This window comes from Salsuginibacillus kocurii DSM 18087, from assembly GCF_000377705.1.
Classification (GTDB): domain Bacteria; phylum Bacillota; class Bacilli; order Bacillales; family Marinococcaceae; genus Salsuginibacillus; species Salsuginibacillus kocurii.
This window is the reverse complement of sequence record NZ_KB898623.1, coordinates 461,522-486,544: the sequence shown is the minus strand read 5'-3', so window position 1 is coordinate 486,544 and position 25,023 is coordinate 461,522. Positions and strand designations below refer to the sequence as shown.

23 protein-coding genes are annotated in these 25,023 nt (G+C 41.8%); 17 read left to right on the top strand and 6 right to left on the bottom strand.

Annotated elements, in window-relative coordinates:
* Nucleotides 1–8 precede the first annotated feature (8 nt).
* Entirely contained in the window at nt 9–314 is a 306-nt protein-coding gene (locus D469_RS0102405) for a PepSY domain-containing protein (protein WP_018921765.1), read from the bottom strand.
* 175 nt (nt 315–489) lie between these two features.
* Here D469_RS0102405 and D469_RS0102400 point away from each other — a divergent pair, with 175 nt between their 5' ends.
* Nucleotides 490–1,566, top strand: a complete 1,077-nt coding sequence (locus D469_RS0102400; RefSeq protein WP_018921764.1) for a M42 family metallopeptidase — start codon at nt 490–492, stop codon at nt 1,564–1,566.
* Nucleotides 1,567–1,867: 301 nt separating this feature from the next.
* Here the strand turns inward: D469_RS0102400 and D469_RS0102395 are convergent, their stop codons facing one another.
* Nucleotides 1,868–2,314, bottom strand: coding sequence for a YtoQ family protein (locus D469_RS0102395; RefSeq protein WP_018921763.1), 447 nt, complete (start codon nt 2,312–2,314; stop codon nt 1,868–1,870).
* 138 nt (nt 2,315–2,452) lie between these two features.
* Here D469_RS0102395 and D469_RS0102390 point away from each other — a divergent pair, with 138 nt between their 5' ends.
* The 11 genes from D469_RS0102390 (at nt 2,453) to ytxJ (ending at nt 13,566) form a co-directional block, all read left to right on the top strand.
* The gene (locus D469_RS0102390; protein ID WP_018921762.1) at nt 2,453–3,484 is read left to right on the top strand and encodes a PTS sugar transporter subunit IIC; all 1,032 of its coding nucleotides are present in this window, start codon (nt 2,453–2,455) and stop codon (nt 3,482–3,484) included.
* A 68-nt stretch (nt 3,485–3,552) separates the two neighbouring features.
* Nucleotides 3,553–4,350 carry a DUF1444 family protein gene (locus D469_RS0102385; RefSeq protein ID WP_018921761.1) on the top strand — a complete coding sequence of 266 codons (798 nt, stop codon included), beginning with the start codon at nt 3,553–3,555 and terminating at the stop codon, nt 4,348–4,350.
* Nucleotides 4,351–4,530: 180 nt separating this feature from the next.
* Nucleotides 4,531–5,157, top strand: coding sequence for a YtpR family tRNA-binding protein (ytpR, locus tag D469_RS0102380; protein WP_018921760.1), 627 nt, complete (start codon nt 4,531–4,533; stop codon nt 5,155–5,157).
* Between the two features lie 111 nt (nt 5,158–5,268).
* Nucleotides 5,269–7,854, top strand: coding sequence for a DNA translocase FtsK (locus D469_RS0102375; RefSeq protein WP_018921759.1), 2,586 nt, complete (start codon nt 5,269–5,271; stop codon nt 7,852–7,854).
* A gap of 166 nt (nt 7,855–8,020) precedes the next feature.
* The gene (locus D469_RS0102370) at nt 8,021–8,209 is read left to right on the top strand and encodes a hypothetical protein (protein WP_018921758.1); all 189 of its coding nucleotides are present in this window, start codon (nt 8,021–8,023) and stop codon (nt 8,207–8,209) included.
* 91 nt (nt 8,210–8,300) lie between these two features.
* On the top strand, nt 8,301–9,398 hold the full coding sequence (locus tag D469_RS0102365) for a nicotinate phosphoribosyltransferase (protein ID WP_018921757.1): 1,098 nt from the start codon (nt 8,301–8,303) through the stop codon (nt 9,396–9,398).
* 49 nt (nt 9,399–9,447) lie between these two features.
* Entirely contained in the window at nt 9,448–10,104 is a 657-nt protein-coding gene (locus D469_RS0102360; protein ID WP_018921756.1) for a hypothetical protein, read from the top strand.
* A gap of 225 nt (nt 10,105–10,329) precedes the next feature.
* The gene (murC, locus tag D469_RS0102355; RefSeq protein ID WP_018921755.1) at nt 10,330–11,622 is read left to right on the top strand and encodes a UDP-N-acetylmuramate--L-alanine ligase; all 1,293 of its coding nucleotides are present in this window, start codon (nt 10,330–10,332) and stop codon (nt 11,620–11,622) included.
* Between the two features lie 667 nt (nt 11,623–12,289).
* Nucleotides 12,290–12,721, top strand: a complete 432-nt coding sequence (locus D469_RS0102350; RefSeq protein WP_018921754.1) for a DUF948 domain-containing protein — start codon at nt 12,290–12,292, stop codon at nt 12,719–12,721.
* Nucleotides 12,722–12,754: 33 nt separating this feature from the next.
* Entirely contained in the window at nt 12,755–13,204 is a 450-nt protein-coding gene (locus tag D469_RS0102345; RefSeq protein ID WP_018921753.1) for a YtxH domain-containing protein, read from the top strand.
* A 29-nt stretch (nt 13,205–13,233) separates the two neighbouring features.
* Nucleotides 13,234–13,566: a bacillithiol system redox-active protein YtxJ gene (gene ytxJ / locus D469_RS0102340; RefSeq protein WP_018921752.1), complete on the top strand. Its 333-nt coding sequence runs from the start codon at nt 13,234–13,236 to the stop codon at nt 13,564–13,566.
* 117 nt (nt 13,567–13,683) lie between these two features.
* Here ytxJ and D469_RS0102335 read toward each other — a convergent pair whose 3' ends face one another.
* Nucleotides 13,684–15,819 (bottom strand): cell division FtsA domain-containing protein, encoded by a 2,136-nt coding sequence (locus D469_RS0102335; RefSeq protein WP_018921751.1) that lies wholly within the window; start codon nt 15,817–15,819, stop codon nt 13,684–13,686.
* Nucleotides 15,820–16,027: 208 nt separating this feature from the next.
* Here D469_RS0102335 and D469_RS0102330 point away from each other — a divergent pair, with 208 nt between their 5' ends.
* The 4 genes from D469_RS0102330 to motS all read left to right on the top strand — a co-directional run bounded on the left by D469_RS0102330 (nt 16,028) and on the right by motS (nt 20,186).
* Nucleotides 16,028–17,104, top strand: coding sequence for a bifunctional 3-deoxy-7-phosphoheptulonate synthase/chorismate mutase (locus D469_RS0102330; protein WP_018921750.1), 1,077 nt, complete (start codon nt 16,028–16,030; stop codon nt 17,102–17,104).
* Between the two features lie 411 nt (nt 17,105–17,515).
* Nucleotides 17,516–18,517, top strand: coding sequence for a catabolite control protein A (gene ccpA, locus D469_RS0102325; RefSeq protein ID WP_018921749.1), 1,002 nt, complete (start codon nt 17,516–17,518; stop codon nt 18,515–18,517).
* A gap of 66 nt (nt 18,518–18,583) precedes the next feature.
* Nucleotides 18,584–19,396, top strand: a complete 813-nt coding sequence (gene motP / locus D469_RS0102320) for a flagellar motor protein MotP (protein WP_018921748.1) — start codon at nt 18,584–18,586, stop codon at nt 19,394–19,396.
* Nucleotides 19,386–20,186, top strand: coding sequence for a flagellar motor protein MotS (gene motS, locus D469_RS0102315; RefSeq protein ID WP_018921747.1), 801 nt, complete (start codon nt 19,386–19,388; stop codon nt 20,184–20,186). Before motP ends, motS begins: the two co-directional genes overlap by 11 nt.
* Before the next feature lie 66 nt (nt 20,187–20,252).
* On the opposite strand, the gene D469_RS0102310 is transcribed toward motS, so the two are convergent.
* The 3 genes from D469_RS0102310 to D469_RS0102300 are packed head-to-tail and all read right to left on the bottom strand — an operon-like array spanning nt 20,253 to nt 22,729.
* A complete protein-coding gene (locus D469_RS0102310; protein WP_018921746.1) occupies nt 20,253–21,416 on the bottom strand; it encodes an acetoin utilization protein AcuC in 1,164 nt (387 codons plus the stop codon).
* On the bottom strand, nt 21,413–22,060 hold the full coding sequence (locus D469_RS0102305) for an acetoin utilization AcuB family protein (protein ID WP_018921745.1): 648 nt from the start codon (nt 22,058–22,060) through the stop codon (nt 21,413–21,415). The genes D469_RS0102310 and D469_RS0102305 overlap by 4 nt, the downstream gene beginning before the upstream one ends.
* Before the next feature lie 36 nt (nt 22,061–22,096).
* Nucleotides 22,097–22,729, bottom strand: coding sequence for a GNAT family N-acetyltransferase (locus D469_RS0102300; protein WP_018921744.1), 633 nt, complete (start codon nt 22,727–22,729; stop codon nt 22,097–22,099).
* Between the two features lie 440 nt (nt 22,730–23,169).
* On the opposite strand from D469_RS0102300, the gene acsA reads away from it, so the two are divergent.
* Nucleotides 23,170–24,888, top strand: a complete 1,719-nt coding sequence (gene acsA / locus D469_RS0102295) for an acetate--CoA ligase (RefSeq protein WP_018921743.1) — start codon at nt 23,170–23,172, stop codon at nt 24,886–24,888.
* Nucleotides 24,889–25,023: the final 135 nt, after the last annotated feature.

Sequence of the window (25,023 nt, the reverse complement as noted above, 5' to 3'; positions counted from 1 at the left end):
TTTTCTATTTATGAGGAAAGTTCAAGGATGGTGCCTGTTTTGGCATCGACCACAAAATCCAGCTGCTTTGTTTCCCCTGCTTGTGTGCTTGAGATTCCGCCTTTATAGACAGTGTACTCTAATTCGTCTTTTTCATAGTTCTCTGGCGTCATATGAATCCAGGAACCATTAACTGGAATTGAATCTTTAACATTTTCTTTTACGTATTTTAAAGCTTTTTCAGGAGAAACTGTTTTGTGAGCACATGCTTCTTTTACTGCATAACCCGCTGCAAATCCTAGTCCAACACCGATCAGTAGATCTCTAATCTTCATCCATGTCCATCCTTTCTAAAAGTTTCAGAGTAGGTTATTCTCTTCTATTATGCGGGGTATTTAGAATCCATGCAAGAAAACGGATGGACTTTTCAGAATAAAGCATAGAAAATAAAGGTAAGGTTCGCTACAATTATAAAGAGTCATTCTTTTGGAACACGAAAGGAGTTAGACAATGAACGAAGTTACGAAGCAAATGTTTCAAACATTGACAGAAATCCAGGGCGCTCCTGGCTTTGAACATGAAGTACGCAGTTACTTTCGCTCCTTAATCGAACCTTACTCTGATGAGATTCTTCAGGATCGTTTAGGTGGCCTATTTGGCGTTAGGCATGGAGATGAAGGCAGTCCAAAAGTTATGGTTGCTGGTCATATGGATGAAGTCGGTTTTATGGTGAAATCAGTAAACGATAAAGGCTTAATTCGTTTTCAAACGTTGGGTGGCTGGTGGAGTCAAGTGCTACTTGCTCAGCGGGTTGAGGTCATGACTGACAATGGTCCTGTCATTGGCGTTATTGGCTCGACGCCTCCTCATTTATTGGATGAACAGAAGCGTAAAAAGCCAATGGAAATTAAAAATATGTACATTGATGTAGGAGCGGACAACAAAGAAGATGCTGAGAAAAACATTGGCATTAAACCTGGTCAGCAAATTGTGCCGGTTTGTCCGTTTACGCCAATGGCAAATAACAAAAAAATCCTGGCAAAGTCTTGGGACAATCGTTATGGGGTCGGGCTAGCAGCAGAACTTTTAAAAGAAGTGAGTAAGGAGAAACTTCCAAATACCCTTTATTCAGGCGCTACTGTCCAAGAAGAAGTAGGCCTTCGGGGAGCAGCAGTGGCAGCTCAAATGATTAAACCGGATATTTTCTTTGCTTTAGATGCCTCGCCAGCTAATGATGCAACAGGTGGGAAAGATGCATTTGGAAAGTTAGGCAAAGGAGCTCTGCTAAGGATTTATGACCGGACGATGATTACACACCGAGGCATGCGTGATTATGTACTTGATACTGCACAATCCAATGACATTGACTATCAGTTCTTTATTTCTCAAGGAGGAACCGATGCCGGGCGTGTACATACTTCGAACGATGGCATTCCTTCTGCTGTTGTTGGAATCTGCTCGCGTTACATTCACACTTCAGCTTCCATTGTCCATGTCGATGACTATGCAGCTGCAAAAGAACTGATTACCAAATTGGTAAAAGGCGTGGACCAGTCGACCTTGCAGTCCATCCACAGCAATGTCTAATTTAAGGCTTTGTTAAATGTTGCTGTTAGACGCTCGCTTGCCCCGTACATTGCTTTAGCTTCCTCGGGAAAACACCCTGCGAGGTTCAGCTAATGCTTTCCCAAAGGCGACTCGCTCTTTTATCTACAATCAACATCATTCTTAACAATAAACATTCGCCTTTAATAGAGCCAATTTAAAAAAGGTACATTATAAAAGCCCCGCTCCAACTTTTTTTCGGATCGGGGCTTTTATGTGTTTCTCCGGGAAAGAAAAGTAAGTTCACTTGAGCGAGAAAAGCATAATTGATGAAGAAGGCTTTTTATTCTGTATCAAATACATAAGCTAAAGCCTGTAAAGCTTGTTCTTCTGTTTCCACTACGACTTGAGCTTTATTTGCTAATTCTTTTGCCGGATGATGAAGAGATTCAGGTCGAATTAAGATTAATGGTTTGCCTAATGCTACGGCACTTGCCGCATCCATAGCCGTATTCCACTGCTTGTATGATTCTCCGAATAAAGCAATTACAACATCCGCTTTCTGCATTAAAATATGGGTGCGTAAATTATTAATGCTCGAAGCAGCTTCGTCTTTGGCAATGGAAGTTGGTTGTTGACCAAGGATTTCTTCTCCTATGTTGTCAGAACGGTCATGGTTTTCCATTGGTCCTGAAAAAGTAAGTGGAAGCTTCATTTCTTCAGCTTTAGCACGCAAGCTTTTTCTCCAATCATCATGAATTTGACCTGCTAAATAAACATGTAGTTTCATTTAAAGACCTCCTTGTTTATACTAAATGTACACCATCTGTCTAGGAGTGTTTAACAACCGGCTGATACCCTTATTTTCGACAAGAATTACCTGATTCCTCTAACGAATAGGGGGATTAAAGGGGGGGAGAAAGCAAAAATGAGAGCATTTCTTGCTAAAAAAGAGATTGAGTTGTCCTTTCATACATATTTTATCACTGCCCTTAGTTATATGGCATTAGGTTTGTTTTCTTCTTTAATTATTGGTCTAATTATTGAAACGATTGGTACTCAGCTCGGCTCTGCTTATCTTGAGGATATGGGAGCTTTGGCCATGAGTCTGATGGGCCCTGCTATAGGTGCGGCTGTGGCGTATGGTTTAAAAGCACCGCCGCTTGTTATATTTGCTGCTATTGTCTGCGGAGCTGCCGGAGCAGAAGGTGCGTTAGCTGACGGTGAAGGCGGTGGTCCTGCAGGTGCCTTTGTGTCTGCTTTAGTGGCCGTAGAACTAGGGAAGCTGGTATCCAAAGAGACCAAGGTCGATATTTTAGTAACGCCTTTTGTTACGATTGTGAGCGGATTTACGGTAGCTGTTTTTGTAGGACCTGCTCTTGATCAATTTTTACAAGGATTTGGGCAAGTAGTAATCTTTGCCACAGAACAACAGCCTATAATTATGGGAGCACTCGTCGCAATATTAATGGGAGTTGCTCTAACAGCTCCCATTTCTAGTGCAGCTATTGCTATTATGCTTAACTTGGAAGGGTTAGCTGCAGGCGCAGCAACGATTGGATGTACCGCGCAAATGGTAGGGTTTGCCGTGAGTAGTTATAGAGATAACGGTATTTCAGGTCTCGCTGCACTAGGAGTAGGAACGTCGATGCTTCAGATTGGAAATGTGATCAACAAACCAATCATCATTCTGCCTCCTACGATTGCAGGTGCACTGGTCGGCCCTTTTGCCACTGCCTGGTTTCAAATGGAAAATAATGCAGCCGGTGCTGGGATGGGAAGCAGCGGGTTAGTCGGGCAAATTATGACCTTTTCTGTCATGGGCTTTTCCACCAGCGTCCTTTTACTCGTTATCATACTACAATTTCTCGGCCCAGCTTTGATAAGTTTAGCTTGTAGTTCCTGGTTTAAAAAGAAAGGCTGGATCAAGCCCGGTGATATGAAAATTGAACAGGGGTAGGCGCTTGGATTCTCGCTCTCGTCCCTGATTACATGTTAAAATAACTAGCGTGAAGGAGGGACATCCTGATGGAAGTGAATCAGTTGCGAAATGAAATGGAGAAAAGGCTGCGTTCACCTGAGCGTACCTTTCAATTTGATAAAGATAATTCCTCGCTGCGGGTAGAGCGTACGCATGACCACCAAGGGGTAACGATTGATTTATCACAGCTAAAAGCAAAATATGAACGTGAAGGTGAAAAAGCCCTGCAAGAATATGTGAAGCATATAGATGGGACATTTGCCGCCATGGACAAAAGAACACCTATTAAAGGCAATGAACACTTGATTTATCCAGTGGTGAGAGCTGCTTCTTTTCCGACTGAAGCAGAGAGTAAAGAACCGTTGATTACAGAAGAGCACACAGCAGAAACCCGCATATATTATGCATTTGACTTGGGCGAGTCTTACACGCTTCTGGATGAAGGAATGCTGCGAGCTGAAAATGTAGAGGTAGAGAATATAAAAGAAACTGCCAAATTTAATGTAAGGGCTCTTACTACAACAATGACTCAAGATGAAGTGGCTGGTAACCTATTTTATTTTGTTAATACAAACGACGGATATGATGCAAGCAGAATTTTGAATGACACGCTGTTAGAAGAAATGGCCGCTAAAGCAGAGGGAGAACTTGCACTCGCTATCCCCCATCAGGACGTTTTAGTGTTTGCAGATATACGCAATGAACAAGGGTATGATGTGTTAGGGCAATTGGCTTTTCGTTTTTTCAGTAATGGTCAAGTTCCAATTACAGCTATGCCTATGGTGTATGAAGCCAAGCAGTTACGTCCTATATTTATAATGGCAAGAAAAAAGCCAAAACAATAAAAGCGGTTAAAAATGATGGCCTTGTTAAACGGTACTCGTGATAATTGATAATATGCCGGTGCAGGGACAGACGTACTGACAATTCTCTCCTTAGCAGTTGAGGCCACTCAGACTGCAAAAGGGGAATTTTCTCATAACCCGTAATGTTACAACGATTAAACATAAAGGAGACAATAAACCATGAATATGTTCTACAATCCAGAAGGAATAGGTGACACTTTGCTTGTTTCTCTTAAAGAAATTTCAAAGGAGAAGCGAGACGTTGAACAAAAAGGCGATGTAGCTCGTTTGTTCAATATAAATTCAGGTGAAACAGTCGGGTGGCACGTATTTAATGTTAGTACCTTTGGTTCAATTCATGAAAAAGGCATGCTCCCAGTGAAGGATGAGTATGTGAGCATTTTAAACGAAGCATTGAAGGAATCTGGATGGGAAGCAGTATATAGTCGTCCTGAAGTTTCTTCTTTTGTAGTAGGTTATGTTGAAGAAAAAAAGAAACATCCAGACGCTGATAAGTTGAGCGTTTGCCAGGTAGATATAGGAGAAACTGCATATCAAATCGTGTGCGGGGCCCCTAATGTTAAGGCTGGGCAGAAGGTGGTTGTGGCACTCCCAGGTGCATTTATGCCGACTGGAATGAAAATAAAAGCTGCAAAATTACGCGGGGTTGATTCTACCGGTATGATCTGTTCGGCGAAAGAATTGGCTCTTCCTGAACATGAAGAAGGAAAAGGTATCCTCGTTCTGGATGAGAACTATGACACCGGCCAAGACTTTCTCACTCAATACCATTCTAGTAAAGCATAAGTACTAAAACCACCAGCAGGGCTGGTGGTTTTTCATTGTCTTCGTTAGAATTAGAATACATAACAAGTATGATAAAGTAGAATTTAAACCGTAAGTTAGGTGTGATAGATTATGAGAAATCGCTTGGGACGTTGGATGAACCGGTTACAAGCTTATTTTTTTGGAGATGAATCTGCTTCAGTTAATGAAGAAAAACGCTCCAAGGAGGAGGCGCCTGCCAAGTCTTCTTCTAGAGGGCGCGTGCCGCATTCAGAAAGCCAGGGCGTGAAAATGACGTATCAATACCCGAAAAAGGGGGCTTTTCGTTTTCCATTAGACGTGGATGATCCCACTTATAAAAAGAAGTCGGCTGAATCGAGACAGTACCAGGCCCATTCACCCGCCTCTTCTCCTGCAACGAATGAGTCTTCAACATATTCTGCTGCCAGAGAACCCTCTGAATCAAAACAAAAAAAGAATGCTTCTACTTCCAAGGAACTGTTAGCTACTGTAGACCAACATTCACCATCGCGGTCGACTCCATTTGTACCGCAGGAAATACCAAGCCCTATTCACGGCTTTCGTACACCTGCAAAAGACACTGAGAAAGAACAAGTTACATTCATGGAAGAAGAACCGGAAGAGGAAGTAGCTGAAGAGCTAGAAGAAAGGCTTACTGAACCAGCCGAAAAAGCAGAGCACCCAACCCCGGTTGAAGAGGAGGTTTTGAATCAGGCGAGAGAGAAAGAAGACCCGGATAATGGTTTGCCATATTCCGAACCCGTATATGATGAGAGTTCATCAGCGGGGACGGAGACTTATTTTAAACAAACAGAGACGGACATGAACATGGATGATGCTCAACCTGAGCGTATGGCAGCCACCGTGAAGCCAGTACATGAGTTTGAACCCGTAAGCTCTCAAGAGCCAGAATTAGATTCTGAACCTGAACCTGAACCTGAACCTCTAACCCCGGTGAGGAAGAAGATAAATAGTTCTGACAGTGTGATGGACTCAAAGTCAGAGGAATTGTCCTCTTATCCTGCAGGAGGTCAGCCAGCCTCGGAACGTGAGAACGAGACAACTGAAAAAGCTTCCGGCAAAAAGCGTTTAAGCCACCAAGAACGAAAAAAACAACGTGCAGCTCAAAAGCAAGACACAGAGGGGACGGCTCAGCAAAATGTGCCCTTTAACGTTATGATGGAACCTAAAGATCAAGCTAAGTACCAAAAGCAAAAACGTATGGAAGCCTTGAAACACTCAAGCCAAGAGCCAGCTCCTTACCAAAAACCATCACTTGCGAGATTAAATAAACCAGCACCAAAAGCAGAACATGATGAAAATGAACTAGAACAACAACGTGAACTGCTAGAAACGACGTTAGCTCACTTTAATGTAAAAGCAGAAGTGCAGCATGTTACGAGAGGGCCGGCCGTAACTCGATTTGAAATACAACCTGCTCCCGGTGTGAAGGTTAGTAAAATAACAAATTTGACAGATGACTTGAAATTGGCACTGGCGGCAAAAGATTTGCGCATGGAAGCTCCTATCCCAGGTAAGAACCTAATTGGGGTAGAAGTTCCAAATCCTTCGAGTACGCCAGTTTTTTTAAGGGAAATTCTAGCAAAAGATGTATTTAGGAAACATGATTCGCCTCTTGCTGTAGCTATGGGGCTCGATATTGCGGGTGACCCTGTGGTATGCGACTTACAGAAAATGCCGCACGGTCTTATCGCTGGTGCTACAGGTTCAGGAAAAAGTGTATGTATTAATTCAATTTTACTTAGCCTGCTTTACAAGGCTGACCCGACTGATGTAAAGATGTTATTAATCGACCCTAAAATGGTTGAGCTGGCGGCATATCACGATGTTCCGCACTTGGCTTCTCCTGTCATTACCGATGCTAAAGAAGCCACTGCTGCTTTGAAATGGGCGGTTTCTGAAATGGAAGATCGCTATGAACGTCTGGCTCATGCCGGTGTTCGTGACATTCACCGGTTTAACCAGCTGAAAACCGAGAATGGTGAGTGTGCTGATAAAATGCCGTACTTGCTAATTGTTATTGATGAATTGGCTGATCTTATGATGGTATCTGCCCAAGAAGTTGAGGATTCGATTTGTCGCATCGCTCAAAAAGCGAGAGCATGTGGTATTCACTTACTCGTAGCTACGCAGCGTCCATCTGTAGATGTAATTACTGGTTTAATTAAAGCCAACATTCCAACGCGAGTAGCGTTTGCTGTATCTTCCCAGGCAGATTCACGCACAATTCTTGACTCCGGGGGAGCGGAGCGTTTAATTGGTAAGGGGGATATGCTTTACCATCCTAATGGTTCTTCCCAATCGATCCGTGTTCAAGGTACCTTCGTCAATGATGATGAGATAGAAGCGGTTGCCCGGGATGTTAAAAGCCAGCGGAAGCCTGAGTTTTTATTGCAGCGAAGTACGTTAACTCAACAGGTTGATGCAAGTGGAAAAAAAGAAGATGAGGATGATTTGTTTGACGAGGCTTGCCAGTTTGTCATCGAGCAGGACGGTGCTTCTTCGTCGTTGCTGCAACGCCATTTCCATATTGGTTTTAACCGCGCGGCTCGATTAATTGATATGATGGCCTCAAGAGGTATCATTTCTGAAGCCAATGGTACGAAACCTAGACAAGTTTTGGTTACAAAAGAATCATTAGAGCGAACGGAAGAAATATTGAGTTCCGATGAATAACTTGTTTTCACACGCAACCTTATTTATTATAGTATGTAGAAACAAATGAACATGCGAGCACTCGTTGGTAAGTTATGTACTTTTCTTGGCCCTAGTGAAAAAAGAACAAGAAGCAAGACAAAAAGAACGCGCACGTAGCCTCAACAATCTAAAGGAGGGGTCCGTTGTGCAACAAATTCAACTTGATGAACTTCTTGAAACAAAAGCGCCAGACTGGTTAACACTTTTAACCGAACAAGAGCTTAGCATGCCGATTGTACTGAAACATGGGTTTGCCGATTTAAAGCAACATGACATCCAGGAGATTGTCGAAGCTGTTATTATGGAACAGCATACCCAGAAAGAATATCACTAAAATAAGACCCGTGCTTGTTTTATGCATTCACTAGTACGGGCTTTTACACTGCAAAAAAAGTAGCATGTAATGGTGAGCAAGGAGATAAATAATGAAAGAAATTGAGAAGAAACTAAACGGAGAGATTAAGCGTTTGACAAATGAAACTTTTAAATTTGACAATCGCGTGGGGGATGGCTGGTTCTCAGCTGTATACTTCTTGAAAACAAGAGAAATTGCGAAAAAATACAAAGCAGACAAAGAAGTAACGATGCAATTTTTTCAAAAAAAGCATGCTGTGTTATGTGGGACTGATGAAGTAATTGCTTTAATTCAAACCTTCGCAGAGGAGCCTGAGAATCTTATTATTCATTCATTAGAAGACGGAGATAAGATTGAACCGTTTGAAACGGTTTTGACGATTACTGGTCCTTATCAAAGTTTTGGTTTTCTCGAAGGTGTTATTGATGGGATTTTTGCTAGAAGAACATCAGTAGCTACAAACGTATATGAAGTTGTTAAATCAGCACGGAGCTCCGGTGTCCAAAAGCCGGTTATTTTTATGGGCGACCGTGATGACCACTTTACCCAACAGGCTGGGGATGGTTATGCTGCCTTTATAGGTGGGTCTAAAGCCCAGGCTACACATGCCATGCATGAATGGTGGGGCAAAAAAGGAATTGGCACGATGCCGCATGCTTTAATCCAATTATTTGAAGGGGATGTGGTAGAGGCTACAAAAGCCTACCAGGAAATGTACCCCGAGGATGAATTAATGGCGCTAGTGGATTATAATAATGATGTCATCACTGATTCTTTATTGGTTGCACGTGAATTTGGAGATAAATTAAAAGGTGTTAGAGTAGATACTTCTAATCATATGGTTGATCAATACTTTTGCAGACAACCTGAAGTCATGGGGGATTTTGACCCACGTGGTGTAAATCAAGCCCTCGTTTTTGCGCTTAGGGAAGCTCTGAATCATGAAGGCTTTCATCATGTGAAGATCGTAGCGAGCGGAGGTTTTACAGCTGAGAAAATTGCTGCGTATGAGAAAGCTAATGTCCCAATTGATATGTATGGTGTGGGAAGCAGCCTTTTAGACATTCATATCGGTTTCACAGGAGATAACGTCTTATTAGATAAAGAGCATCAAGCCAAAGCAGGACGGGAATATCGGAACAATCCACGTCTAGAACGAATTGATTAAGGCTACTAGATCAGAGAGACGCTCACCTTTTTGAAAGGGGTGGAAAGACGTGGCGAAGTCGATAATCAATTTTGAAAGTCTGAAAGAAAAGAAACAAGAGGAAGCAAATCAAGCATTAGTTTCCATCTATGAAAAGTATTTTAACTGGGTGCAAGTAAATGCAAACCTTCGAGATAAAGTGCGAGCCAAACATTTGTTTCGACAGCTGGCATTCCTCCATCCTGACGAAACGGAAACGAAAGAATGGCAAGAGTTGTTTGAACATTGGTTTGCTTTTGACTATGTTACGATCATTGGTTCACGCCTGTTTGACCTTTATATCCGCAAGGAAAGCGGTAATCTGTCAGCTTCAGAGTTAGCAGTGGGCGGGTTAATTATGACTTCAGCCTTAGAGCCGGTTCAAATTATAAGTGAGCGAACAGGTGATGAACAGCAGGCATTTTTTCCTTATTCCAATGAAGAAAAACTTTTGGCTTATCAGCCCCTTGGTCCCTTGCAATCCCTTAACCAGGGAGAATGGTATCTCCTTCGGCCTCTGCGTTGTGGCTTTAAAACGGTAAACCTTGGTCCGGCTGTGGCTTTGGCACCGGAAGTGAAGCAAGTGGTAGAGCATGTGTTTCAATCAGACCGTGAAAAAGCAGGCGAAGGTCACAGTTTATCTTATCGTAAAGAAAAAGGAATACAGTTTATGTCATATGTGAAGTGAAAATGCTCTAGGCGAATAGAGCATTTTTCTTTTTTGGCGCCAGCAGGAACATAGTTTGACTTGTTTATCATATGAATGAATAGGAAAAAGATCTCGATTTGTTAAACACGAACGATCTGCTATAATGAATGAAGTGTAAATTGGATGTAAGTTAGCACACATTTCGGATAGACGATTAGCTTTCCGGTCTTAGTTAGGATCGGTTAAGAAAGATGGAGGTCCACCATGACAATGTATCACTTTATCGGAGTTAAGGGCTCAGGGATGAGTGCACTTGCTCAAGTTTTGATGGATATGAATGAAAACGTTCAAGGGTCAGATGTAGACAAATATTTCTTTACTCAAAAGCCATTAGAGGAAAGAAATATCCCACTTCTTGATTTCAATGAAAGTAATGTTGAATATGGACAAACCATTATAGCTTCCCCAGCTTATGGAGATGACAACCCAGAAGTAGCTAAAGCAAAAGAGCTGGGGGTAGAAGTTAAACCCTACCCATCGTTTCTCGGGGAATTTATTCAAAACTATACTTCAGTGGCGGTGACAGGGTCCCATGGAAAAACGAGCACCACTGGCCTCTTGGCACATGTGCTGGAAGAATATCGCCCAACTTCATTTTTGATTGGCGATGGTACCGGTAAAGGTGAAGAAAACAGTCGTTTTTTTGTATTTGAAGCTTGTGAATACCGCAGACATTTCTTACATTATCATCCGGATTATGCGGTCATGACTAACATTGATTTTGATCATCCTGATTACTTTGAAGACATCAATGACGTAGTAGATGCGTTTGAAGAAATGGCCAGTCAAGTGAAAAAAGCGATTATAGCTTGTGGCGATGATGAACATTTACAGACGTTAAATGCAGCTGTGCCCATCATTTATTATGGTATTGACGGCGACCACGATTTTAATGCGAATAAAATTGAAACTACGCCTGCAGGTACTACGTTTGATGTTACAGTTCGTGGTGACTTTTTTGGTTCCTTTACTATTCCTGCCCATGGCACGCATAACGTCCTTAATGCCTTAGCAGTAATTGCTATTTGCCACTATGAAGAAGTACCTGCAAAAATCATTCAAGATCGTCTCTCTTCGTTTCCAGGAGTGAAGCGCCGATTTTCTGAAAAACCATTTGGAAGTCAAATTTTAATTGATGATTATGCTCATCATCCAACAGAGATAAAAGCCACGTTAGAAGCAGCTAGTCAAAAATATCCTGACCGAGAGATAGTGGCTGTGTTTCAGCCCCATACGTTTACTCGCACAAAGACTTTTTTGGTTGAGTTTGCTAATTGTTTGCAAGTAGCAGATGCTGTTTATCTTTGTGATATCTTTGGTTCGGCTCGTGAACAAAATGAAACACTTACGATTAATGATTTAAAAGAACGCATCCCTCAATCAACTGTAATCTCGGAAGAAACAATTACTCAATTAAAAAATCATAAAGAAAGTATTCTTCTTTTTATGGGAGCTGGGGATATTCAAAAAATCCAAACAGCTTATGAAAGCAAATAAGTCACGTATACAGTTGCAAGCGGTCCTGGTGACCGCTTTTTTCTTTAGTGACAGACTCAGCCCCTAAAGTCAGTAGTCGGCAACAACTGGAATGGGTTCGCTTTTACCACAGGAATGGTCCGCTTTTTAAATTAGAGTTGCAATCTTCGCCGCTGGGTCTTCATTCTGTCCCACGGAGGCTTCTGAAAAAGTCCATTCATCGATAATTACATATATTATCATTCACTACTGGCGCTACACCTGTTGGAGCTTCGCTTATTCCGGTTGCTTGCTAACTTTCATACCTTAAACTCACCTTTTTGAGACAGCTTCTTTCTTTAGCTCTGGTGTAGAGAGCTACCAAGAAACGAGGTGCTGAGCTGTAGGGTTGTCACTGTATTAATGTCCACTTCAACATTTTATAACTCCATTCTTGTCTCAACAATGGAAAGAAGTAATTTAATAATGCTGACAGCCTCTTTATATTGGTATAATTTCAATAGGGTAACCTTATAGAGTTAGTGAGTGTGACAGCCGGGATTTGGATAGGGAATTCATTTATATTAATATTGAAAGAATCCATTTCCTAAGAGACAAAGGGTTTTCCAACCTCTTGTCGAAATTCTTTTCATACGCAGTTTTATTTTTAGATTTCTTGGGAAAGTAGAAAAAAGGAGGTGCATAGAGGATGGAGCTCGTATATATAAGTGTAGGGGTTGTTGCTATTGCTCTTGTTATCTTGATTATTTATATTATTAAAACGTTAAAAGCAGTTACGAGTACCATGCAAGAAGCAACAGAGACACTCGGACGATTTGAAAAACAGATTCAAGGGGTTACCACAGAAGCAGAAAGTTTGATACATACAAGTAATGAACTTGCTGAAGACATTCAGAGTAAGTCTGAACGCTTGGATTCTGTAGTTGAAACCATTCATGAATTTGGGGAATCGGTCCATACCATCAATGAATCATTCCAACAGATGTCTGAAAAAGTATCCACGCAAACTGAACAGCAATCAGGGCAAGTGGCTCAAGCGGTTCAATGGGGAAGTGCAGCAATCGATCTATACGGAAAATGGAAAAGAAAAAAAGAAGAAGTGGAACCAAAAAACCATTAGTTGTAACTCTAACTACTTTAAGGAGGTTTTAAAATGAGTGATATGAACACAAAAGATTTTATGATTGGAACATTAATCGGGGGGATTGTAGGTGCAGCTTCTGCTTTACTTCTTGCGCCCAAAAAAGGAAAAGAGCTAAGGAGTGACATTTCAGAAGGTGCACAATCAGCGTATGATCGCACTGCCACTTGGACAAACTCAGCATATGAGAGAGGATCAGATTGGGCTAATGTGGCTAAGGAAAAGTCTTCTAACATTGCGCAAACTGTAACTGATCAGTCCAATCAAGTAGTAGAAAAGGTAAAGGAAGCTACATCCAGTGTAAAAAGTGATGTAGATGAAACGAAAAAATCTGCTGAAGAATTAGCCGATGACTTAGCTGATGAGTTACAGCATTCAGGAGAAGAGATTAAAGAATCGGTAAGACAGGAAGTAGAAGATCTGCAAACTTCTATTCAGGAAGAAGAAAAAAACCAATCCTAATTGAAGGCGAAGCACAGGGGGCTGACACCTTGGCTATCATACAATTGAAAACTGAAGAAGAATTGAATCAAGCATTAATGGGCACAACACCGGTGCTTTTGTTCAAACATAGCACTGGATGTCCAATAAGCGCGAAGGCTTTTGAAGAATTTCAAAGCTTTAGTAAGAAGTACGATACGCATGACTTTTACTTTCTACATGTTATTGAGGACCGCTCCCTTTCAGATATTGTGGCGAAGCGGTGGGCGATTAAGCATGAATCGCCTCAGGCATTATTATTAGAAAGAGACAGAGTATTATGGCATGACTCACACCGTGCAATAACCGTGGAAGCCTTAGAAGATGCCTGGCCCCATTCATAAAGAAAAGCTGGCTTTCTCTTGTGATAAAGAGAAAGCCAGCTTTTTACTTATGGGAAGCAGTCTATGCATGGAGATATGAGAGGGTGAGAGCTAATGGCCCTCATTTCTCTCCTCTTGTTATTCAGTACGTATTTCGATAGTGTCGTTTTCTTCTAACGTAGTGGATAATTCGGTATCTTTACCATTCTTACGTAAAATTAGTTTTTGTCCTCTTTCAGGATTTATATGAAGGTCTACAGTTCGGAATAATTCTTGAAATGTAAAGGCTTCTTCCCCTATTGGCTCAACGGTAAGGCGGGCTCCGTCTGTTACTTCTTCTTCTAGCGAAACCGGAGAATGATTTACTTTCACTGCAACTGCTGGCTTTTTTAAAGTCACTTTCTCTTCATTTACGAAGAGTTGAATGGTGTCTTCTGTTTCCCAACCGTTTAGGTTGAGGATTTCTCCAACCGTGAGCGGAAACGTGTTATTAGGAGTAATCTCGAGTGTGTCCCCACTTTTTATAGCAGTTTGAATAGAGGCCATTTTTTGATTGACTGTAATCGTAAGTTGCTCTTGAAACACAGGCTGATCATTTATGACATAGTATTGGGAGGTGGCAAGGTCTAACCAGTTAGGCTCGTAAAGCTGAAGAGCATCTTCCACCGTTTTAGGAAGTATCGTTTTAATGGTGTCACGATCAAAGACTGGTGTATCTATGGAGACCATCTCTCCATTTTTCCATATGGACGGTTCCAGGGTGACAGGTTTTCCGTTAATGAATATGGTCATCCCGCTAGCAGGGTCACAGACATCTTGAACCGTAACCGAGGGAGAACTCCCATCGTCGCCCGGAGTGGTTTGAATTACGTCTCCTGATTGAATGGGGGCAGACAGTGTAGTTTCTGAGCCATTTAATAAAAGACTCGGCGGTGCACCATGAGTACCTGGAACTGTAATTCGCTGTCCGTTTACTTGAATAACATAGGCCATGCCGGGGCGCCCGTAAAGTTTTGAGAGTTGGAGACCAGTAGCCATAAGGGCATCCCCAACGTTCAATTCTTTAACATCAAATAAACGAACCGTAAGTTGATTTACCACGACAGATAAATACTCAATTGGATACTCTCTGGCTGCAATAGCGATGCCGGCTGGTGTCACCATTTCTGGGCCTTGGCTGGAATCAGCCACAGTAGATAATGATTTAATAGCGTCTAATCCCCGGATTGCTACCCGTTCTTTTGGTAAATCAAGAGCTTCAGCTAGAGCAACTGTGAGCTCGGGGGTCATGCTCCCTCCGCCGACCAACATGACAGCACGGGGCGCTTGTTGATTTAACGTCATAATTTCTGAAGCGATTTCAGAGGCTAATTGGGAAATCGTATTTCGAATGGGTTCAAGCACTTCTTCCTTTGATCGTTCATTTGGCATGCCTAATATATCTTCAAATTGTACATGTTCATGCTCGGATAATTCTCGTTTTAATCGTTCAGCATCAGGAAAATCAAGTAAAAATGAATCACTTAACGCTTCAGTGATTTCATCTCCGGCGAGTGGAACCATGCCATAACCGATTACTGTTCCCCCATTTGTAATAGCTATATCTGAAGTTCCTGCTCCTATGTCAACGAGAGCCACATTTAATCTGCGCATAGAGGGCGGAATAAGAACATTGATCGCCGCAATTGGTTCAAGTGTTAACGCTTCTAATTCAAGGTCTGCCTGTTTTAAGGCTGTTAATAAGGAATCCACTACCATCTTGGGCAAGAAGGTAGCAATAATTTCAACCGTTGCCGTGCTGCCTGTATGATCTTCTAAGTTAAGCAGTTCCTCATCATCGAGTTTCCGCTTCATGACGGAATAGCCCACACAATGATAATTTTCTTGGTGTTCTTCAAAAGCTTGAGCGAGGTCATGCTGAGCTTCCTGAACAGCGCTTAATTCAAGATGGAGAATGTCTTCTTTGCTTAGACGGGGTAGTGTAGAAATATCTATTGATTTTTCCCTGCGTTTTGTTTTCAGGGCACGTCCTGCTGCAGCAACAGAAGCAATGGTAAGAGGGCCATGATTTTCTTCGAGCCGTTCTTTAACTGCAGTAATAACCTTAGCTACGGCTGGAATGTTATGTATGTGCCCATCTAGCATAGAGCGTTCTTCATGTTCCTTAGTCTCAACATCAATAATATGATAGCCCTCAGCTGTTTGTTGTAAAATCAAACCAATCACAGAACGTGTTCCAATGTCCAACGCAAAAAAAGTGGAAGAACTGGTCATTTGAAGATCCTCCTCAAAAAAATGAATTAATTATCGGTGAAAATCCTTATATAAAAGCAAAAAATACTTTAACGCTTAAAAGCGTTTAATTAATAAAGAAAAATAGGGTGACATCTATACAGCAATCATTTATAATAGGCTCTAATCATACAGAAATGTATCATAATTTTTAAAGAAATGAAAATACACAGAAGGAGTGGAGTTGAGCATGAGTAACGAGCAACTAGATCAATTACGAGATCAGCTAGATGAGGTAAATCTAAAACTTTTGGACCTTATTAACGAACGAGCTAGATTGGCCCAAGAGATTGGGCAAGTTAAACGTAAGGCAGGCCAGAATCGATTTGATCCTGTACGTGAACGAAAAATGCTAGATTTAATTGCTGAAAATAATAAAGGGCCTTTTGAAACTTCTACTCTTCAGCATTTATTTAAACAAATCTTTAAAGCCAGTTTAGAACTTCAAGAAGATGATAACAGTAAGTCCCTCCTAGTATCACGAAAAAAGCATCCTGAAGATACAGTGGTGGACCTCAAAGGTGAAAAAGTCGGTAACTCTGAACAAAAGCTAGTAGCAGGACCTTGCTCCGTTGAGAGCTACGAACAAGTATACGAAGTAGCTAAAGCAATGAAAGATCAAGGATTGCGCTTACTACGAGGCGGTGCTTACAAACCGCGTACATCTCCATACGATTTCCAAGGGTTAGGACAAGAAGGCCTGGAAATTCTGAAGCGAGTTGGCGACGAACTTGATATGGTCACTATTTCAGAGATCGTAAGTCCAAAAGATGTTGAAAATGCACTAGAATACATTGATGTCATTCAAGTTGGGGCTCGTAATATGCAGAACTTCGAATTATTGAAAGAAGTTGGAGCTGTAAATAAGCCCGTACTTTTAAAACGTGGCATGTCTGCAACAATGGATGAATTCGTAAAAGCTGCTGAGTACATCCATGCCAATGGAAATAGTGAAATTATGCTTTGTGAGCGAGGCATTCGCACGTATGAAAATGCCACCCGCAATACCCTTGATATCTCAGCTGTCCCTGTTCTAAAACAAGAAACTCACTTACCAGTAATGGTAGATGTAACCCATTCAACAGGGCGCCGTGATCTACTCTTGCCAACAGCTAAAGCAGCATTTGCCATTGGGGCTGATGCAGTTATGACAGAGGTTCATCCTGACCCTGCTGTAGCTCTTTCTGATTCTGCCCAGCAAATGGATATCCCAACATTTGATGATTTTCTTGGCTCTCTGCGTGAAGCAGGATTATTTAAAGGATAAAATAGCGCGAAGCGGCTGACTTCATATTAATGAAGTCAGCTTTCTTTATGAGCATTTTCTTATAAGTTGGGTATACTTACAAGTGAAATGGATAAACAGGTGATAGGGCACTTTATATATGTTTATTCAATCTCTCCAGTATAGTATTCAAAGATTATCTTTAGTTTTTTTAAAAAGTTTCAAGGGAACAATATTACGTAGACGACTTGTGATGGAGAGTACATTCTTAACGGACAAGGTTAGTTCTAAAGAACCAGGAACGATCTTACTTCTCTTGTTGGAATGACTATAAGAAAAACGGATTTTGTCGATATAATTAAGGTAAGGAATTGCGGAACCTCCTGCAAATGTCGTATGATTACGATATATTATGAAAGTAACGTTGAAAGGAAATATAAGGAGGCCCTTACAGTGAATACAACAATTTACGATGTAGCTCGTGAAGCATCAGTATCAATGGCAACGGTTTCGAGAGTAGTTAACGGAAACCCAAACGTAAAACCTGCTACCAGGAAAAAAGTATTGAACGCAATCGAACGTTTAGGTTATCGACCAAATGCAGTAGCCAGAGGGCTGGCAAGCAAAAAAACCACTACAGTTGGGGTCATTATTCCAGATATCTCAAGCATCTTTTTTGCGGAGCTGGCAAGAGGAATCGAAGATATCGCCACCATGTATAAGTACAACATGATTCTTTGTAACTCTGATCAAAATAAAGAAAAAGAAATTCATCTCATAAATACTCTACTTGAGAAACAAGTAGACGGCATTTTGTTTATGGGCGGAGAGATTACTGAAGAGCATGCTGAACAATTTAAACAAGCTTCTGTCCCAGTTGTACTGGCTGCAACGTTAGGAGAAGGGCACGATATACCTTCAGTTAATATTGACTATCAGCAGGCTGCATTTGACGCCATTCATGAACTCATTAAAGAAGGTCATCAACAAATTGGATTCATTTCTGGACCGTTAGAAGACCCAATGAGCGGCCTAAAGAAATTTAATGGATATAAAGAGGCCTTCTCGTCAGCGGGACTTAGCGTTCGTGAGGAGCACGTTTCAATTGAGACATATACGTATGATACAGGACTTGAATCAGCTCAGCAGATGATGGAAAGTGAACAACCGCCAACTGCGTTCTTTGCTTCTACAGATGAGATGGCTTTAGGTGTTATTCATGGTTTGCAGGACAAAGGATTCAATGTTCCAGAAGATATTGAAGTCGTTGGGTTTGACAACACAAGACTCGCTACTATGGTGCGTCCTACATTAACAACAGTGGTGCAGCCAATGTATGATATTGGAGCTGTCTCTATGCGTCTATTAACAAAATATATGAGTAAAGAAGACGTAGGTGAACACATTGTTGAATTGCCTCACCGGATTGAATATCGTGGTTCTACTCGTTCTTAAATGAACAGCTTGAAGCTCGAAAGGATCTGATGCGCGAGGAACATGGGATAGGTTAGGGAGAGGATTATGAAAAAATTTGATATTCTTACGCCAATAGGCGTTCTAGTCGGAATAATAGCCCTTCTGTTTGCTGTTTTTACAAATGAAGGGCTGAATATGGTTGTCTTTTTTGTGCAGATTACGGCCTTTTTGATTGTATTCGGGGGTCTTATGGCAGCTATCTTAGTTAACTTTTCGACCGAAGATTTAAAACTATTGCCTCGCGTACTCAAAGAAGGTTTTCAAAATGATCAGCATGATTTAAGGGAACTAATTGATACGTTCGTAGATTTGTCTACTAAAGCCAGGCGAGAAGGATTGCTTGCTTTGGAAGCAGGTATTGAAGATGTAGAAGACCCGTTTATTCGCAAAGGAGTTTTGCTGTCAGTAGATGGTATCGAGCCGGATATCATCAAAGATATTATGATGGCGGAAGTAGTAGCTATGGAAGAACGCCATAAAAGAGGACGAATGCTTATCCAAAAAGCAGGCGAATATGCTCCTGCCTGGGGGATGATCGGGACATTAATCGGGCTTGTCCTTATGCTGCAATCACTCGATGATCCGACGACACTTGGACCGAATATGGCAGTCGCTCTGCTCACGACGCTGTACGGAACAATTCTTGCTAATTTGTTCTTTCTGCCATTAGCTAGTAAATTGGAAAGCAAAACAGAACAAGAAGTTTTTGTTAAACAAGTGATTGTAGAAGGTGTGATTGGTGTTCAATCTGGCCAAAATCCAAAGATTCTGGAAGAAAAGCTAAGTGCCTTTGTTCGCCGAGAGCAAAAGGATAAGGAAGAACTTGAAGATTCGGAGGGCTTAGCGAATGAAGCGTAGACGTCAAGAACCAGATAAGGGAGCCCCAAAGTGGATGACGACGTTCTCTGATATGGTTCTTCTCATCCTGGTCTTTTTCGTTATGCTTTTTTCCATGTCAGAGATTGATGCGGAACGGTTTCGAGCGATAGCTGACTCCTTTGAAGACAGACAAATCATGGAATTTATGCCTTCAGCTATTGAATTTGATAATCCTGAACGGGACAGTGATGAATTTGAAGAGGCTAGGGACGACCTCAATGAACTAGAAGATGAAGATAGTGACGAGGATGAAGCTACAGATGAACTTGCTGAAGGTGAAGAGCTGGATGATTTACAAGATGAAATCGAAGAATATTTAGTAGAAGAAGAACTTCAAGAAGTTATAACTGCCACAAGGGACGACCGTGGCATTGTCCTTGTACTTCAAGAAAGGCTACTGTTTGATTCAGCAGAAGCAGAACTATTACCAGAAGCAGAACCCTTCTTGAGTAAAGTCTCGACTTTATTAAATAATGTTTCCAATATGGTAGAAGTAGAAGGTCATACAGATGACCGACCGATCTCTACTGAACGATATCCGTCTAATTGGGAACTGTCAGGTGCTCGTGCCAGCAGTGTGATTCGGTACTTAACAGAAGAGGAAGGTTTACCTGGGGACCGTTTTGTTGCCACAGGTTATGGAGATACTCGTCCGGTGGCACCGAATGATTCGGAGGAAAATCTTCGGCAAAACAGACGAGTGGTTCTCATCGTTTCTGACCCTTCTTATGAAGAAGAATTACGGGCTGAAGAAGTAGAAGAAGAATAACTTAAACAAAGCTGCCGCAGTGAACAGGAACTTCTACTGCGGTAGCTTTTTAGTGGTGCAAGGTAGTTACTTACGTTCGTTGCGGATATGAAATAAAGCTTTTTCAAGTGTTTTATGGTTCTTTTCATTAATTTCATCACGTCTTGGGATAGGCGGATAGAGGGAGGAAGGGTCTTCCCACGCTTCAGGAAGCTTAACAGGAGCATGAGGCTGCCATTTCTTATGCCAGCTTGTAGGCAAAGGGCCCGTAGCTTCTTCAAGTTTCTCTTCCATCTCTAACCATATGAAAGACCATGCTCTGGGGACAACTCGCCAAATATCATATCCTCCCCCTCCTACTGCTACCCATTTACCATCACAGTAGTCATGAGCAATTTCATGAGCAATGCGGGGAATTTCTTTGAAAAAACGAACAGAGGCAGATAAATGGGTTAATGGGTCGTAATAGTGAGCATCAGCCCCGTTTTGAGTTACAATAATGTCTGGTTTAAAGAAGTCAGCCACTTCCCATACAGCAGTTTCATACATCTCAAGTAAAGATTCATCTTCTGAAAAGGCATCCACAGGTACGTTGATCGATAAACCAAATCCTTTCCCTTGTCCTTTTTCATTAACAGTACCGGTCCCCGGAAAGAGATAGCGCCCTGTTTCATGGATTGAAAGGGTGCAGACGTCCGGGTCTTCATAAAACGCCCATTGTACCCCATCCCCATGATGAGCATCTGTATCAATGTAAAGAACGCGCATTCCATATACTTTGCGTAAATATTCAATAGCAATCGAGCTATCATTATAGATGCAAAATCCAGAAGCTTTGCCTCTAAAACCGTGATGCAAGCCTCCTCCTAAATTCAAGGCGTGTGCTGCACGGCCTTCCATTACTTCTTCAACAGCTTGCAGAGTTCCTCCTACCAGCAAAGCTGAAGCTTCATGCATATTTGCAAACATTGGGACGTCCTCAGTCCCTAAACCATAATTGTTTGCAATTCCAATTGATAGACCGCCATGGCCACATTTTTTGACCGCATCAATATAGCCAGGATCATGGATGAGGCCAATTTCCTCATCTGTAGCAATTCGTGGTGCAAGTAATTGAGTAGAAGATAACGCGTTCATGTCTTGAAGAAGGTCCTTGGTTAATTGAAGACGAATATGATTAAATGGATGATCGTCATTAAATTTATACGTTAGCTGCTCTTCAGAATAAATAAAGACAGAATTGTTAATCATGGATGAACCTCCGGACCTGTCGGCCATTTAATGTGATAACCTTCTTCTTTAAGTACGTTAATAACTTCTCTCGGGTCCATTAATTGGAGACGGAAGACGAGAATTTTGTACTCAGGATTTGTATGTGGATAAACTAAGACACTTGTTACATTTACACCTCGTTCTTTAAAGATGCCAGCTACATCAGCTAATTGACCAGCTACATTATGCACCTGGATTTCAATCTGTGAACTTGGCTGGTGGGCACCCGTAAGTTTTACAAGCGTATGTAAGATATCGGTTTCAGTAATCATGCCAACTAAGGTGTCGTCATCTGCAGCAATAGGGAGAGCACTAATATCATGTTCATATAAGACAGAAGCCACTTCTTCTACAAAATCAAGGGGATGAGCGGTCACTACAGGATAAACCATAATTTCTTTGAGAGGTTTCTTAAAATCCTCAAGGTGTTCTTCAGCATGAAAAATAGAAGGACTTGCATCACGCACGTCTCGGTCCGATACAATTCCTATCAACTTTTTTTCCTTATCTACAATGGGAATATGGCGTATACGATATTGGTTCATGGTATGAATGGCATCTTCAATAGTATCTGTTTTTGTTAAGTACTGGACATTTTGGTTCATAATTTCTTCTACGAGCATAAAACCTCTCCTCCTGTAAAATGATGGCTAAAGCAGTTAAAACATAAAGCGGTTCGTAAAGCGGACAGCATCAAATTCAAAGACGTTGTTGTGGCTCACTCGTTCTCCGATTCTAACCATGAGGCAGTTAGCAGGATGAGAAGAGATCTCAGGGTCATCGGTGGCCATCCATTCCAGTCCACCTGCATTCATCATCTTTTCCATTACTTTTCGGTAATCCCAGATTGATAAACCGCTTCCTTTTAAATCCCAATGCCAGTAATATTCAGTAGTAATAATAATGTAGTCTTCCATCGCATCATCTAACATCGAGAGTTCAAGCAAATTTGACCCTAGCTTTGCCCCCCGGTATTCTGGAGCAATTTCAATTGCCCCTAGTTCAAGTAAATTATCAAGGTTTGCTTCTGACCATCTTTCGAGTGGGTCAGGATAGACAAAAGTAACGTACCCAACAATCATATCACCGTCGACCGCTGCATTGATGCGGCCTTCAGGAAGATCGGCAATTCCAATCAGAGCCTTTTTCTGTTCTTTTGGCGGCCTGAAGGCAACAAGCCCCTCATGGAAATCATACTCATGAATTTTTTGGCCAGAAATAGGTCCTTCAATAAGTAATGAACGATCCTTGTAGGGAATTTCCCTCGAAAAATATGTTTTTTTATGGATCATAGGGAACCACCTTTAATTTTCTGAAAATATAAGCATGTCTTCATTATACATGATCACTTTTAAAATGGACAAACTCATCTAAGTTTTCCGGTTGAATGGATTTCATCATTAAAATAAGATGTTAACTTCCGAATAACGAAGGTGCCCCTCACTTCAGTCGGACGCTTTCCCGAGGGCTTGTCTTCAGCTAACTCATCGGAAAAGTGTATCTTCAGACTGCGCTTTATCCTCTCGGAGTCGCCGTCTTACGTGTCAGCCACTTTTTAAATTCTGTATAATAAATAAAAATCAATAGATATCATTCGTTTTATTGCTCATAAAACGTCATTATGAAATTGGCTCGGTTATGAAACAAAAACAATATTATAAATTGAACAAAAATTCATAATATATTATAATACAATTGTAAGCTACTACATAACAGAGAGGGAGATGGATATATGAAGTTGCAAGCGCTTCCGCCAAAAACGGGAGATTTCAACCTAAAAAGTTATGAAGATGCGGCCAAGGATTTTGACTGGGCTGAAGTGGAAAAAGAATTTTCATGGAGTCAAACCGGCAAAATCAATATGGCGCATGAAGCCATCGACCGTCACGCTGATAATCCTAATAAGAAAGACCAGGTAGCACTTTATTATAGCGATGGAACACGAGATGAATCATATACGTTCCTAGAGATGAAAGAACAAACAAATAAAGCTGCCAATATGATGAAAGAAGCAGGCATTTCTAAAGGTGATCGCGTGTTCATCTTTATGCCAAGATCTCCGGAACTCTATTTTGCACTGCTTGGCGCCCTTAAAGTTGGGGCGATCGTAGGGCCATTGTTTGAGGCGTTTATGGAAGGTGCTGTGCGTGATCGTCTTGAAGACAGTGAAGCCAAAGGTTTGGTTACTACGCCAGCGCTGCTTGAACGTGTGCCTGTGGATGATCTGCCAGCATTAGATACGGTATTTGTATATGGGGACAAGGTTAAAGAAGAAGGGCCATACTATGATTTTACTGCCCATATGGAGAAAGCTTCCTCTGACTTTGAGGTAGAATGGGTAGATAAAGAAGATGGATTAATTTTACACTATACTTCAGGTTCTACTGGAAAGCCAAAAGGAGTTTATCACGTCCATTATGCGATGTTGCAGCATTACCAAACTGCCAAATGGGTACTCGACCTTAAAGAAGGAGATGTCTATTGGTGTACTGCTGACCCAGGCTGGGTAACAGGAACTTCGTATGGCATCTTTGGCCCGTGGTTAGCCGGCGTAACAAACGTTGTGCGCGGTGGGCGTTTCAGTCCCCAGGATTGGTATGAAACGCTTGACCGGTATAATGTAAGCGTTTGGTATAGTGCACCTACAGCCTTCAGAATGCTGATGAGTGCAGGAGATGAAATTATAAAAGAATATGATTTATCTTCGCTTCGCCATATTTTAAGTGTTGGGGAGCCATTGAATCCTGAAGTGGTTCGGTGGGGAGAGAAAGTCTTTGATTTACGCATCCATGACACATGGTGGATGACGGAAACGGGCGCGCAGATGATCTGTAATTACCCTTGCATGACAATCAAGCCAGGCTCAATGGGCAAACCTCTTCCAGGTACGAAAGCAGCTATCATTGATGATCAAGGTAATGAACTGCCACCGAACCGTATGGGGAACCTTGCTCTTGAAAAAGGCTGGCCATCCATGATGCGCGCCGTATGGAACAATCCTGAAAAGTATAACAGTTACTTTGAGCTTGGTGACTGGTATGTATCAGGTGATTCTGCGTACATGGACGAAGACGGCTATTTCTGGTTCCAGGGACGCATTGATGATGTCATTATGACAGCAGGTGAACGTGTCGGCCCGTTTGAGGTTGAAAGTAAATTGGTCGAACATCCAGCTGTAGCTGAAGCAGGTGTGATTGGCAAGCCTGATCCTGTACGCGGAGAGATCATTAAGGCGTTTGTGGCTCTTCGAGATGGATATGATGTTACAGAAGACATGAAAGAGGATATCCGTACGTTCGTTAAAAAAGGATTGGCCGCCCATGCTGCGCCACGTGAAATCGAATTCCGGGACAAGCTTCCAAAAACACGAAGCGGTAAAATTATGCGCCGCGTCCTAAAAGCCTGGGAGCTTGACCTTCCTACCGGTGATTTATCAACGATGGAGGACTAAGCATCAACGCTAATCAGAAAAAAGAGCCGCTTGCATTCACTAATAATGTAAGTGGCTCTTTTTAATGGCTCTACAAGATTTGTTAGCCAAACAAAACGGCCACCGGCAGAGCACTTTAACTCTGCTGGTGGCCTT

Bases quoted from the DNA above. Each gene is read 5' to 3' on its own strand.
- D469_RS0102405 (WP_018921765.1), bottom strand. From the start codon at position 314: ATGAAGATTAGAGATCTACTGATCGGTGTTGGACTAGGATTTGCAGCG.
- D469_RS0102400 (WP_018921764.1), top strand. From the start codon at position 490: ATGAACGAAGTTACGAAGCAAATGTTTCAAACATTGACAGAAATCCAG.
- D469_RS0102395 (WP_018921763.1), bottom strand. From the start codon at position 2,314: ATGAAACTACATGTTTATTTAGCAGGTCAAATTCATGATGATTGGAGA.
- D469_RS0102390 (WP_018921762.1), top strand. From the start codon at position 2,453: ATGAGAGCATTTCTTGCTAAAAAAGAGATTGAGTTGTCCTTTCATACA.
- D469_RS0102385 (WP_018921761.1), top strand. From the start codon at position 3,553: ATGGAAGTGAATCAGTTGCGAAATGAAATGGAGAAAAGGCTGCGTTCA.
- ytpR (WP_018921760.1), top strand. From the start codon at position 4,531: ATGAATATGTTCTACAATCCAGAAGGAATAGGTGACACTTTGCTTGTT.
- D469_RS0102375 (WP_018921759.1), top strand. From the start codon at position 5,269: ATGAGAAATCGCTTGGGACGTTGGATGAACCGGTTACAAGCTTATTTT.
- D469_RS0102365 (WP_018921757.1), top strand. From the start codon at position 8,301: ATGAAAGAAATTGAGAAGAAACTAAACGGAGAGATTAAGCGTTTGACA.
- murC (WP_018921755.1), top strand. From the start codon at position 10,330: ATGACAATGTATCACTTTATCGGAGTTAAGGGCTCAGGGATGAGTGCA.
- D469_RS0102350 (WP_018921754.1), top strand. From the start codon at position 12,290: ATGGAGCTCGTATATATAAGTGTAGGGGTTGTTGCTATTGCTCTTGTT.
- D469_RS0102345 (WP_018921753.1), top strand. From the start codon at position 12,755: ATGAGTGATATGAACACAAAAGATTTTATGATTGGAACATTAATCGGG.
- D469_RS0102335 (WP_018921751.1), bottom strand. From the start codon at position 15,819: ATGACCAGTTCTTCCACTTTTTTTGCGTTGGACATTGGAACACGTTCT.
- D469_RS0102330 (WP_018921750.1), top strand. From the start codon at position 16,028: ATGAGTAACGAGCAACTAGATCAATTACGAGATCAGCTAGATGAGGTA.
- motP (WP_018921748.1), top strand. From the start codon at position 18,584: ATGAAAAAATTTGATATTCTTACGCCAATAGGCGTTCTAGTCGGAATA.
- motS (WP_018921747.1), top strand. From the start codon at position 19,386: ATGAAGCGTAGACGTCAAGAACCAGATAAGGGAGCCCCAAAGTGGATG.
- D469_RS0102310 (WP_018921746.1), bottom strand. From the start codon at position 21,416: ATGATTAACAATTCTGTCTTTATTTATTCTGAAGAGCAGCTAACGTAT.
- D469_RS0102305 (WP_018921745.1), bottom strand. From the start codon at position 22,060: ATGCTCGTAGAAGAAATTATGAACCAAAATGTCCAGTACTTAACAAAA.
- D469_RS0102300 (WP_018921744.1), bottom strand. From the start codon at position 22,729: ATGATCCATAAAAAAACATATTTTTCGAGGGAAATTCCCTACAAGGAT.
- acsA (WP_018921743.1), top strand. From the start codon at position 23,170: ATGAAGTTGCAAGCGCTTCCGCCAAAAACGGGAGATTTCAACCTAAAA.